At 73.8% G+C, this 12,496-nt stretch carries 8 protein-coding genes and 1 pseudogene; 6 read left to right on the forward strand and 3 right to left on the reverse strand.

Annotated features, from left to right (window positions below; translation table 11 throughout):
* Positions 1 to 19 precede the first annotated feature (19 nt).
* The 3 genes from afsR to AS857_RS32675 all read left to right on the forward strand — a co-directional run bounded on the left by afsR (position 20) and on the right by AS857_RS32675 (position 4,670).
* A complete protein-coding gene (afsR, locus tag AS857_RS32665; protein ID WP_058046748.1) occupies positions 20 to 2,950 on the forward strand; it encodes an SARP-family global regulator AfsR in 2,931 nt (976 codons plus the stop codon).
* A gap of 547 nt (positions 2,951 to 3,497) precedes the next feature.
* Entirely contained in the window at positions 3,498 to 3,737 is a 240-nt protein-coding gene (locus tag AS857_RS32670; protein WP_058046749.1) for a hypothetical protein, read from the forward strand.
* 624 nt (positions 3,738 to 4,361) lie between these two features.
* Positions 4,362 to 4,670 carry a hypothetical protein gene (locus AS857_RS32675; protein WP_058046750.1) on the forward strand — a complete coding sequence of 103 codons (309 nt, stop codon included), beginning with the start codon at positions 4,362 to 4,364 and terminating at the stop codon, positions 4,668 to 4,670.
* Positions 4,671 to 4,703: 33 nt separating this feature from the next.
* Here the strand turns inward: AS857_RS32675 and AS857_RS32680 are convergent, their stop codons facing one another.
* Entirely contained in the window at positions 4,704 to 5,138 is a 435-nt protein-coding gene (locus AS857_RS32680) for a pyridoxamine 5'-phosphate oxidase family protein (RefSeq protein ID WP_058046751.1), read from the reverse strand.
* A 141-nt stretch (positions 5,139 to 5,279) separates the two neighbouring features.
* The gene (locus tag AS857_RS32685) at positions 5,280 to 6,965 is read right to left on the reverse strand and encodes an AMP-binding protein (protein ID WP_058046752.1); all 1,686 of its coding nucleotides are present in this window, start codon (positions 6,963 to 6,965) and stop codon (positions 5,280 to 5,282) included.
* 288 nt (positions 6,966 to 7,253) lie between these two features.
* Between AS857_RS32685 and AS857_RS32690 the strand changes: the two genes are divergently transcribed.
* The 3 genes from AS857_RS32690 to AS857_RS32700 are packed head-to-tail and all read left to right on the forward strand — an operon-like array spanning position 7,254 to position 9,716.
* Complete coding sequence (locus tag AS857_RS32690) at positions 7,254 to 8,399, forward strand: lipid-transfer protein (protein ID WP_058046753.1); 1,146 nt, start codon at positions 7,254 to 7,256, stop codon at positions 8,397 to 8,399.
* 4 nt (positions 8,400 to 8,403) lie between these two features.
* Entirely contained in the window at positions 8,404 to 8,868 is a 465-nt protein-coding gene (locus AS857_RS32695; RefSeq protein ID WP_107105694.1) for a Zn-ribbon domain-containing OB-fold protein, read from the forward strand.
* Positions 8,865 to 9,716 (forward strand): enoyl-CoA hydratase/isomerase family protein, encoded by an 852-nt coding sequence (locus AS857_RS32700; protein ID WP_079110778.1) that lies wholly within the window; start codon positions 8,865 to 8,867, stop codon positions 9,714 to 9,716. Before AS857_RS32695 ends, AS857_RS32700 begins: the two co-directional genes overlap by 4 nt.
* Positions 9,717 to 9,819: 103 nt before the next feature.
* On the opposite strand, the pseudogene afsK reads toward AS857_RS32700, so the two are convergent.
* Positions 9,820 to 12,398, reverse strand: a pseudogene (afsK, locus tag AS857_RS32705) (protein serine/threonine kinase AfsK).
* Between the last annotated feature and the right edge of the window lie 98 nt (positions 12,399 to 12,496).

Genomic DNA, 12,496 nt, shown 5'->3' on the forward strand with positions numbered 1-12,496 from the left:
GGACAAGCAGGGGGTCACCATGGCCGGCGACACAGGGCACGGGCAGCAGCTCCGATTCACCGTGCTCGGGCCCGTGCGGGCCCGCCGCGGCGGGGAACTGCTGAACACCGGCTCGCCCCAGCAGCGGGCGCTCCTCGCCGCCCTGCTGCTGCGCGGCGGCCGCACCGCGACCGCGCCCGAGCTGGTGGACGCCCTGTGGGGGGACGAGCCCCCGCACGCCGCCCTCGCCGCGCTGCGCACCTACGCCTCGCGGCTCCGCAAGGCGTTCGGGCCCGAGGCCGACGCCCTGGTCAGCGAGTCCGGAGGGTACGCGATCCGGATCGGCCTCGGCTGCCTCGACATCGACCGGGCCGAACACCTCGTCGCCGAGGCCGAGAAGACCCGCGCCTCCGGCGACCGCCACCGCGCCCGCGACCTCATCAACGAGGCCCTCGGCGTCTGGGACGGCGAGCCGCTCGCAGGCCTCCCCGGCCCGTACGCGGAGACGCAGCGCACGCGCCTGGAGGAGTGGCGGCTGTCGCTCATCGAGACGCGGCTGGACCTGGACCTGGAGGTCGGCAGCCACGCGGAGGCCGTATCGGAGCTGACCGCCCTGACCGCCGCCCACCCGCTGCGCGAGCGCCTGCGCGAACTGCTCATGCTCGCGCTCTACCGCAGCGGCCGCCAGGCCGAGGCCCTCGCCGTCTACGCCGACACCCGCCGCCTCCTCGCCGACGAGCTGGGCGTCGATCCTTGCCCCGAGCTGTCCGAGCTCCAGCAGCGCATCCTCAACGCCGACGCCGACCTCGCCCTGCCCTTCGTCCCGGACGACCGGCCCTTTGCCGGCCCGGCCTTCATCCGGCCCGCGCAGCTGCCCGCGACGGTCTCCGACTTCACGGGGCGCGCGGCCTTCGTGGACGAGCTCGGCGACCAGCTGGCGACGTGCTCCGGCGGGGTGATGGCCGTCTCTGCGGTCGCGGGCATCGGCGGCGTCGGCAAGACGACGCTCGCGGTGCACGTCGCGCACGCCGCGCGCCACCACTTCCCGGACGGGCAGCTCTACGTCGACCTGCAGGGCGCGGGACCGCTGCCCGCCGAGCCGGAGGCAGTGCTCGGATCGTTCCTGCGCGCACTCGGAATCCCCGACTCCGCGATCCCCGAGGGCGTCCAGGAGCGGTCCGCGCTCTTCCGCTCCACCCTCGACGGCCGCCGCGTGCTGGCCCTGCTGGACAACGCCCGCGACGCCGCCCAGGTCCGCCCGCTGCTGCCCGGCACGGAAGGCTGCGCGGCGCTCGTCACGAGCCGGACGCGCATGGTGGGCCTGGCCGGGGCCCACCTGGTCGACCTGGACGTGATGAGCCCGGACGAGGCGCTGGTGCTGTTCACGCGGATCGTGGGCGCCGAGCGCGTGGAGGCCGAGCGGGACGCCGCGATGGACGTCGTTGCGGCGTGCGGCTTCCTGCCGCTGGCCATCCGGATCGCCGCCTCCCGCCTCGCCGCCCGCCGGACGTGGACCGTCTCCGTCCTGGCCCGCAAGCTCGGCGACGAACGCCGCCGCCTGGACGAGCTGCGCGCCGGCGACCTCGCCGTCAAGGCCACCTTCGAGCTGGGTTACGGACAGCTGGAGCCGGGGCAGGCCCGCGCCTTCCGGTTGCTGGGGCTTGCCGATGGCCCGGACATGTCGCTGGCCGCCGCCGCGGCCGTCCTGGACCTCGACATCGATGCCACCGAGGAACTGCTGGAATCGCTGGTCGACACGTCCCTCCTGGAGTCCGCCGCACCCGGCCGGTACCGCTACCACGACCTCGTACGCCTCTACGCGCGTGCATGCGCCGAACGCGACGAACAGCCGCCCGCAGAGCGCGAGGCAGCCCTCTCGCGGCTGCTGGACTTCTACCTCGCGACGGCTGCGGGCGTGTACGTCCTGGAGCGCCCCGGCGACCAGCTCCTCGCCCACCTGACGCCCACGACCCACCCCGGGCTCGTCTTCACCGACCGGGGCGCGGCGAGCGACTGGCTCTTCGCCGAGGCCGGGTGCCTGCTGGCCTGCGTCCGCCAGCACGCGACCGCCTCCGGCGACACCCTGCGCCGCGCCGTCGACCTGCTGCTGGCCGCCAAGGACCTCGCCGAGTCCGGCGCCGACTTCCGCCTCTACGAACAGGCTGCGAGCGCCCTGCTGGCCGCCACCCGGGGGGCCGGGGACACCCGGGCCGAGGGGCGCGCCCGGACCGTGCTCACGCACGTGCACAGCCTCGCCGGCCGCTTCAACCAGGCCGAGGAGCAAGCCCTGCACGCCGTCCTCCTCGGCCGCGCCACGGAGGACCCCATCCCGTGCGGCTACGCCTCCAACAACCGCGGCATCGTCGCCATTTACCAGCACCGCTACGAGGACGCCGAGGCCTACATCGGGCAGGCGCTGGAGTGCTTCCGCGACGACGGCAACCGGCCGTGCGAGGCGACCGCGCTCAGCAACCTCGCGCGCGTGTGCCTCGACACCGGGCGCATCCGGCAGGCGGTCCAGCTCGCCGAGCAGGCGCTCGCCATCTTCCGCGAGATCAACGTCAGCTGGCGGCTGGCCAACGGCCTTTACACGTACGGGCTGGTGCTCACGCACGCCCGCCGGTTCGAGGACGCGCTGCGGCAGCTGAACGAGGCCATGCCCATCTTCGTCGACAACCGGCAGCGGCTCTGGGAGGGCATGACCCACTACCGGCTCGCGGAGGTCCACCTGGCGGCCGGGCGGCCGACCGCCGCCGCCCACCACGCCGAGCAGGCGCTGAAGCTGCGCGGCATCGGCGGCGAGTGGCGGCGCGGCAACGTCCTGACCGTGCTGGGGCGCTCGCTCGACGCCCTCGGGCAGCCGGGCCGGGCGCGCGCCTGCTGGACGGAGGCGCTGGCGATCTACGAACAGCTGGGGTCCTCGGAGGCGGCCGACGTACGCGATCTGCTGTCGGTGGCGACGGCTGCTTAGCGGGTCGGCGCGGGGCTGCCCCAGTGGCACGCGGCTGCGACGGCGCGCGCTGCGGCAGCGCGGGGCTGCGGCAGCGCCGGAGGGCGGCGGCGCGTGGCTGCAGCAGCAGCGGAGGGCGGCGGCGCGGGGGCGGCGCGAGCTCTTCCGCCCGGAAGACGGCGCAGGAGGTTCGCTCGGCGAGGGTGGAACTCTGCGCTCCGGGGTAGCGCATAGATAAGTGCGACCGGCAGGCGAAGCGGAAGCGAAGATTCGAAGCTCTGCACGACGCCTCGAACCCCTCTCCGGGAGCGGCCCACAAGGGCCCTATGGCCCCGGAAAAACGCTGTCACGTGCCCGTTCATCGATCGTTTATCGCGACACGGCAGTCTGAGTCATGTCGATCCGTCGCGTCGGGGGGCAGACGGGTCGTAGGTGAGGCCTCACCTCAGGGGTGATCAGCCCCAGTCCCCGTCCGGCGGCCATCGGGGGAGTCGCCGGGCGGGTTCTGCATCCCAGCACCAACCCCTCACGCCAAACGACTCGCACCGACCCATCGGAGTTGATCGCTATGAGCGACGAGCGCAAGCTCACGCCAGGCGTGGCCACACCGCAGGACGACCACGCCACCGGCGGGACGTTCGCGGCGGGGCAGCAGTTCGCGCCTCCGCCGGACGACCACGCCACCATAGGGGAGCCGATCGTCCTGAAGGACAAGAACGTCCTGAAGAAGAAACCGGTCCCGACGGAGGACCGGATCGTCATGGACGACCATCCCACGGGGGACAAGCCCAAAACCGGGCTCGTCTGATCGAGCTCCCGGGGCGGGGGGTTTCTGACCGAAGACATCGGCGGCCAGGAACCCTCCGGCCGGGGGGCCTCAGGGGGAGAGCACGACACGGGGACGTTCCGGGGAGGAAGTACCGCAGGGAACGTACCCGGGGAAGACGCACGACGGGGGAAACGTACGGGGGACGTACGACGGGGGAGCCGTACGGGGGAACGTACGACGGGGGAAAGCACGACGGGGAGATCCGACCGCGGATTTCCACGGGGGATTCAACGGGGGTCGTCCGGCGCATGAGCGGAACGGGGGGCGTCGGACGGGAAGAAAGGCGCCATCGCAACGGGGGAAAGCACGGGGGAACACCACGGGGGACGCACAACAACCGAAGAAGGTGAACGGGGGAACGCGCACAACAACTGAACACGGAAGCACCAACGGGGGACTGTCAGGGGCCGGCGTCGGCAGCACGGAGGGGAAGCCGTCGACGCCGGCCCCTGCGGTCATGCGCCCATGGCGCTCAACTGCAAACAAACGGACCGGAGTTCACGCACTTCCGTCCGAACCGCGGACGTGGCCGTCCTCACCCGCTACGTTCGCTGGCATGCGCACCACCACCGCATTACACCCCCCGAATCAGAGAGGTCGGAAATGAACGCCACCAGCACGCGCACGAAGAAAGCTCTCCTCATAGCCGCCCTGGCCGCCGCCGGAGCACTGGCCGCGGCCGCCCCCGCAGCAGCCGCGGGCGCCGACGACCACACGACCAAGGGCGCTCCGTCCGCCTCCGTACAGCTCGTGCACTCGCTCGGCGGCGGTGCGGGCGCCCCGGGTGACGACCACACCACGGGCGGCTTCGACGACCACACCACCGGTGGCGCCGACGACCACACCACGGGCGGGTCGGACGACCACAGCACCCTGGTGCCCAGGCTCGATGCCGCCGGAGAGTCCCGCTAGGGACGGCTGCTGCAGCAGCAGCGGTGCTGCAGCTCAGCTCGCGCCACCCAGGTCGGCCGAGAGCCAGTGCCGCGGCCGCATCCTGATCGCCACGACCGCTTCCGGGTCGGCCATGATCCTCTCGACGTGCGCCTCCACCGCCGACTCCGTCGGCAGGTAACGGGCAGCGATCTCCCTCGCCAGCTCTTTCGTCGCCGTTTCGACCGACACGAGCTCGCCCTCGACGGAGACATACCGGTACGTCGGAGACGTCTGGTCCACCAAAAGCGTGAATCGCCCGGCATCGGCAATGAGCTGTGTCTTACGGGAGGCGCGGCCGGTGACGAGAACGACCTCACCGCCCGGACGGTAGACGTACCAGACGGGCACGTTCACCGGGCCGCGCCCTTCCTCGCCGGAATCGATGGCAAGCGCCGCAACGTGCGGGCCGACCAGGAATTTCTCACGCTCTTCGACGGAAAGCGGCATCCATCCACCTCGTTCACGGTCGTGCGGAATCGGGGGTCCGGGAGAGCCCTGCCGGGTTTTCCGGATCGCATCTTGGTCTTCCGGATCGCATCTTGGTCTCCCGGCCCACTCGGCGCCGCTGACCGCGCCGCTGTTCCCCCGTTATTCGGCCGTCATTCCGCCTGCTTGCCGCAATCCGCGCTTGACCACCTTGCCGGAGGCGTTGCGCGGCAGCACGGGAACGAACTCCACCTCCCGCGGCACCTTGTACGCGGCCATCTCGTGCCGCGCCCAGGCGATCAGCTCCTCGGCCGACACGGGCGGCCCACCGCCCCTGCGGACCACGAAGGCCTTGCCGACCTCGCCGAGCCGCTTGTCCGGCACGCCGACGACCGCGACCTCGGCGACGCCCGGGTGCCCGGCCAGCGTCCGCTCCACCTCCGCCGGATAGACGTTGAAGCCGCCGGCCACGAACATGTCCTTGATCCGGTCGGTGATCCGCAGATTGCCGTCGCCGTCCAGCACCCCGATGTCGCCGGTGTGCAGCCAGCCGTCCACGTCGACGGTCTCCGCCGTGGCGCGCGGGTCCTCGAAGTAGCCCTTCATCACCTGGTACCCGCGCACGAGGACCTCGCCCGGCCGCCCCGGCGGCAACGCCTTCCCGCCGGCCCCCACGACCTTGACCTCGGTGTCCGGCAGGGCCCGCCCGGAGGTGCCCGCGACGACCTCGGCGCGGTCGTCGCGGCGGCACATGGTGACGACGCCGGTGGCCTCGCTCATCCCGTAGGCCGTCAGCACCGTGGGGATGCCGGCCTCGTCCCGCAGCCGCTCGACCAGCCGCGGATCGACGTCCGCCGCTCCCGTCACCACCAGCCGCAGCGAGGACACCCCACCGGCGGTACAGGCCGGGTGGTCCAGCAGCGCCTGGAGGAGGGTCGGCGGACCGGGCAGCACCGTGATGCGCTCCGCCGTGAGGTGGGCCAGCACCGCGTCCACGGCGAAGACGGCCTGCGGCACCATCACCGCGCCGCGCATCAGGCAGGCGAGGACGCCGGCCTTGTAGCCGAAGGTGTGCGAGAACGGGTTCACGATCAGATAGCGGTCCCCTCTCCGCAGCCCGGCCAGATCGCTCCAGGCCGCGAAGGTGCGCAGGCTCTGGGCGTGCGTGACCACCACGCCCTTGGGCTCGCCCGTGGTGCCGGAGGTGAAGACGATGTCCGACGGCGCGTCGGGGCCGACGGCGTTCGCCCGCGCCCGTACGGCCCAGGCCGGCACCGCATCGCCCGCCGCGAGGAACTCCTGCCACGTCCGGAAGCCGGACGGCGCGTCCTCGGCCAGCACCACGACCTCCCCCAGGTGCGGCAGCCCGGGCAGGGGGACGGCCGGGCGACGGTCGCGGCCTTTGCCGTGCCTTCCGCCGGTGCCGCCGGTGCCGGAGGTGCCGCCGGCACCTCCGCCGACGCCTGCCGCGCGGCGTAGGGCGGCGACGTAGGAGGTGCCGAGGAACGTGCCGGTGACGAAGAGCAGCTTCGCCCGGGTGCGCGCGAGCACCTGCACCGCCTCGGCGCCCCTGAGCCGGGTGTTGACCGGGACGAGGACGGCGCCGGCCGTGACGGCCCCCAGGGCGGAGACGATCCAGTCGAGCGTATTCGGCGCCCAGACGGCCACGCGGTCACCGGCCTCGACGCCCGCCGCGAGGCAACCGGCGGCGGCCCGCTCGATCCGGGTGGCGAGCTGCTCGTAGCCGATCCTGGTCCGGCCCTCGACCACCGCCTCGCGGTCGCCGTAGCGCGCCGCGGCCGTTCGGACCAGCCGGGGTATGGACATGAACTCCAGGTCTCCGCGCATCGCGTGCCCTTCCCGCCGCCCCGGCCCGCCCACTGCTGACTGTTCGTCAGATTAGCGATAGCCTTCCGCGCTGTCAGCAGCGGTAGCAGGGGGAGCAAGCGGAGCACGAACCGGAGCACGAACGCGACGGAGGGGACGATGGCCGCGAGACGTACGACACCGGCAGCACCGACGGCGCACGCGACCACCACGACCACCACGGCGCCGACGGCGCCCCTGACGCCCACTGCGCCCAATCCGTCCACGGCATCCACCGTGTCGACGGCGTCCACGGCATCCACGGCATCCATGGCGCTCAAAGACGCCACCGCGATCGTCGGCATAGGACAGACCCCCTTCGCCCGCCGGCTCGATGCTTCAGAAAAGACCCTGGCCTGCCGCGCGATCCTCGCCGCGCTCGACGACGCGGGCATCCCTCCTTCCCAGGTCGACGCCTTGGCCTCCTACACCATGGAGGAGACCGACGAGGTCGAGGTCGCCAAGGCGATCGGCGCGGGCGACGTGACCTTCTTCGCCAGGACCGGCTTCGGCGGCGGCGCCTCCTGCGCGACCGTCGCCCACCTCGCCACGGCGATCGCCACCGGGCAGGCGTCCGTCGGCGTGGCCTGGCGCTCCCGCAAGCGCGGCTCCGGCCCCCGCCCCTGGACCGACACCCGCAGGCAGCTGCCCACCCCGGCGCAGTGGACCCGCCCGTACGGCCTCCTGCGCCCGGTCGACGAGATCGCCATGCTCGCCCGCCGCTACATGCACGAGTACGGCGCCACCCGCGACCACTTCTTCAACGTCGCCCTCGCCTGCCGCAACCACGCCGGCCGGAACCCCGCCGCGATCATGCACGGGCGCCCGCTGACCCGCGAGACCTATATGACCTCCCGCTGGATCAGCGAGCCGCTCTGCCTCTTCGACAACTGCCTGGAGACGGACGGCGCCCTCGCCTGCGTCGTCGTCTCCGCCGACCGCGCCCGCGACTGCCGCCGCTCCCCCGTCTACGTGCACGCCGCCGCCCAGGGGCTGCCGGCCCAGCACCACGGCATGGTCAACTACTGGAACGACGACCCGCTCACCGGCCCCTCCTGGACCGCCGCCCGGCAGCTGTGGAAGACGGCCGACTTCGGCCCGGACGACGTCGACGTCGCCCAGATCTACGACGCCTTCACCCCGCTCATTCCGCTCTCCCTCGAAGGCTACGGCTTCTGCGGACGCGGCGAGGGCGCCGCCTTCACCGAGGACGGCGCCCTCGAACTCGGCGGCAGGCTCCCGGTGAACACCGGCGGCGGCGGGCTCAGCGAGGCCTACGTCCACGGCTTCAACCTCATCACCGAAGGCGTCCGCCAGCTGCGCGGCACCTCGACCGCGCAGGTGCCCGGCGCCGCGACCTGCCTGGTCACGGCGGGTGAGGGCGTGCCCACTTCGGCTCTGCTGCTGAGGAGTTGACCTCATGTCCTCCATGATGAGGGGCACCACTGACAACGGCCTGCTGGCGCCCGAGCCCGACGACGACGGCGCGCCCTTCTGGGAGTTCGCGGCCCGCGGCGAGCTGCGCATGCAGGCCTGCGGCCGCTGCGGTGAGCTGCGGTTCCCGCCCCGCCCGTGCTGCCCGCGCTGCGGCGCCTTCGACAGCGAGTGGCGGCGCATGACCGGCCGCGGCAGCATCTGGTCGTACGTCCTGCCCCACCCGCCGCTCCTGCCCGCCTACGCGGCGCGGGCACCGTACAACGTCGTGGTCGTGGAACTGGCCGACGCCCCGCACCTCCGCATCCCCGGCAACCTCGTGGCGGCGCCCGATGCGGACATCGACTCCGTCGACCCCGCCCTCCTGTGCATCGGCGCACCCGTGCGCGTGACCTTCGCACGGCTCGCCGGCGGCGTCGTCGTGCCGCGGTGGCTGCTGGAGACGTCATGAGCGGCGACGGCGCGAGCAGCGAGGCGGAGGACGACGCACGACGCCCACCGGGGACGGCACAGGCGCGCGGAGAGGCCGGCGCCGGCGTCCGTACGGAGGTGCGCGCGGACGGCGTCGCCCTCGTCACCCTCGACCGGCCCGCACGCCACAACGCCATCGACCTTGCGACCGCCGCCGAACTCACCGCCGTCTGGCGCCGGTTCCGCTTCGACGACGACGTCCGGGCCGTCGTACTGACCGGCGCCGGGGACCGGGCCTTCTGCACCGGCATCGACCGCTCCGCCACCGTCCCCCAGCCGGGCTCGCCCTACTCCCTGGACGACCCGCTGCGCAGCGTCGGCCCCAAGTCGTGCGACCTGTGGAAGCCGGTCGTGGCGGCGGTCGGTGGAATGGCGTGCGGCGGGGCGTTCTACCTGCTCGGCGAGGCGGAGTTCATCGTGGCCGCCGAGAACGCCACGTTCTTCGACCCGCACACGACCTACGGCATGGTCAGCGCCTACGAGGCGATCCACATGGCGCAGCGCATGCCCTTCGGCGAGGCCGCCCGCCTGGCCCTGATGGGCACCGCCGAGCGGCTCACCGCGCGGCGGGCGTACGAGATCGGCCTGGTCTCCGAGCTGACCGCACCCGGCGGCGCCGTCGACGCCGCCCTGCGCGCCGCCGCCGTCATCGCCGCCTGCCCGCCGGAAGCGGTGCAGGGCACGGTGCGGGCCCTGTGGGCGGCGAAGGAGGCCACGCTGGAGCGTGCGCTCTCGCTGGCCCCGCACCTGATCTCCCTCGGCAACCTGCCGCCGGAGCAGCAGGCACGGCTCTTCGCCTCACGTGAGCGGGGGCACCGCCTGCGCTGAATCGCCTGCGCTGAATCGCCTGCACTGAACGGCCTGCACTGAACCGCCACCGCGGGAATCGCCACTGCAGGAATCGCCGCCGCGCGAGGGGTGCCCGAGATCCTCACCGCCGTGAGGACATGCCCGTCCCCTTCGCCGCGTCCAGCGCATACACGCAGCGGTCCTTGCTGCACGCGTACACCACGCCGCCCGCCACCACCGGCGAGCCCGTGATCTCCCCGCCCGTGGCGAGCTTCCAGCGCAGCTGCCCGCCCGCCGCGTCCACCGTGTACAGACAGTGGTCGGCGGAGCCGAAGTGGATGCGGCCGTCGGCGACGACGGGAGCGCCCACCACGTCGCCGCCTGCGGCGAACCGCCACTTGGGCGTGCCGGTGACCGCGTCCAGGGTGTAGAGCGCCCCGCCGCTGCCCAGGTGGATGGAGCCGGCCGACACCAGCACCGGCTCCGTGGACTGCCGGGCCTCCGTGGCGATGCGCCAGCGGTCACGGCCGGTGGCCGCGTCCAGGGCGTAGACGGTGCCCAGGTAGTCGGCGATGTAGACGCCGCCTCCGGTGACCGCGGGGCCGGGGGCGAACGCCGGCGGGCTGAGGAAGACGGCGGGCGCCTCGAAGCGCCAGCGCACGTCGCCGCGCGCCACGTCGATGGCGAGCACGCGCGTACCGGCGGCGACGTACACCACGCCGTCCGGGCCCGTCAGGAGCCGGACGGGCACGCCGCCGCAGGAGGCGGTGTCGCCCACGGGGTACGACCAGCGCTCGGCGCCGGTGCGGGCCTCGAGGGCGCGCAGCCGGGCGTCGGCCCAGACGTAGACGGTGCCGTCGTGGACGAGGGGGCCGCAGTCGGGCGTCTCGAAGTCGGTCTGGGCGCCGCCCATCTCCCACAGGAGCTCGCCGTTGGCGGCTTCCCAGGCCTGGACGCCGCCGCCGCGGGTGCCCGTGACGACCGTGCCGCGGTCGGCCCGCAGGGAGTAGACCCAGCCGTCGGTGGCGAGCCGCCAGCGCTCGGAGCCGTCGGAGGCGTCGAGGGCGTAGAGGGTGGGGCCGTCTGAGGCGTGGATGCGGCCGTCGGTGACGGCCATCGCCCAGGCCACGTCCCGGGTCTTGAACTGCCGCCGTCCGGTGGCCACATCGAGGGCGTGCACCTCGAACGACGTGACGTACAGCAGCTCGCCGGCCACCGTGGGCGTGCCCCAGACGTCGTTGGACATGCGGAACCGCCAGGGCCGCCAACGCCCCTGGTCGCCGGGCGCATTGGTGGCGCCGTCGGCCGCGGCGCCGGTCGTCTGGGCGGGGACGGACGTGGGGGCGGCCCCGCCGCCGGCCACACCTGCGGGCGGGCGCACCCAGCCCGTGGCGGGCCCGGTGCCCGCCGGGGAGCGGGTGTCGCGGCCGTCGGCGACGCGCGGGCCCGGGCCGATGGGGACCTGCGCCCCCGCCAGCCGTACGGCTCCGTCGTGCGCGGGCGCCGGCACCGCCCCGCTCGGCGCCCCCGGCCGCTACGCCGCGGCGCCCGCGCGGGAGTCGTGGGGCGTGCTCAGGACGCCGCGCGGGTCGTGCCCGACGGGCGCCGGGGAACGGCCCGTGCCGGCCGCGCCGCGCCCCTCCCCCCCCCCGGGCGCCCCCCGGCCCCGCCACGGGCTGGGTGCGCCCGCCCGCAGGTGTGGCCGGCGGCGGGGCCCGGCGACTGGTCGTAGGAGGGCGCGGGGGTGGGCGGCTGCGCGGGGCGCGGCGGGACGGCGGCCCGGGCGCGCCCGCGGCTGCCCGCGCCGGCAGCCGCCGGACGCTGGCCCGCGCGCCGCTGCTCGATGAGCGAGACGGCGTTGTCCGGCAGCCAGGCCGAGGCCGTGCCGCTGTCGTCGCCCCCGCCGGAGGCGAAGAGGTGCGGGGCCAGCTCGGACTGCAGGTCGGCCGGGCTGGGCCGGTGCTCGGCGGCCATCTGCATGCAGGAGTCGATCAGGGGCCGCAGCTCGTCGGGCAGGCCGCTCAGGTCGGGGCCCTCGCGGAGCAGCATGAAGACCGTCTCCACCGGATTCGCGCCGTGGAAGGGGGCGTGGCCGGTGGCCGCGAAGACGAGGGTGGAGCCGAGGGAGAAGATGTCGCTGGAGCCGGTGACGCTGCGGGAGTCGCGCGCCTGCTCGGGCGACATGTAGGCGGGGGTACCGACGGCGACGTTGGTCATCGTCAGCCGGGTGTTGGAGACGCCGGAGGCGATGCCGAAGTCGATGACGCGCGGGCCGTCCTCCACGACGAGGACGTTGGAGGGCTTCAGGTCGCGGTGGACGAGGCCCGCGCCGTGGATGGACTGCAGCGCCTCGGCGATGCCGGCCGCGAGCCAGCGCACGGCCTGGGCGGGCAGGGGACCGCACTCGTTGACGATCTCCTCGAGGGAGGGTGCGGGCACGTACGCGGTGGCCAGCCAGGGCACGGCGGCGCGCGGGTCGGCGTCGACGACGGCGGCGGTGTAGAAGCCGCTGACCGCGCGGGCCGCCTCGACCTCGCGCGTGAAGCGGACCCGGAAGAGCTGGTCCTCGGCGAGCTCCGTGCGCACCGTCTTGATCGCCACCCGCCGGCCGGACGCCGAGCGGGCGAGATAGACCAGCCCCATGCCACCGGCGCCGAGTCGGCCGAGCACCTCGAACGGGCCGATCCGTCTCGGGTCGTGCTGCGTAAGCTGCTCCACCACTGACCTGCCACCTCCCCGTCGGGGCTTGAAGGGTTTCAGCCCCGTGCAGCGTCTCACCGCGAATTATCCCGGGGTACGCATGCTGATTCTTCCTGGCG

It is taken from the genome of Streptomyces roseifaciens (assembly GCF_001445655.1).
Taxonomy (GTDB): Bacteria; Actinomycetota; Actinomycetes; order Streptomycetales; family Streptomycetaceae; genus Streptomyces; species Streptomyces aureoversilis.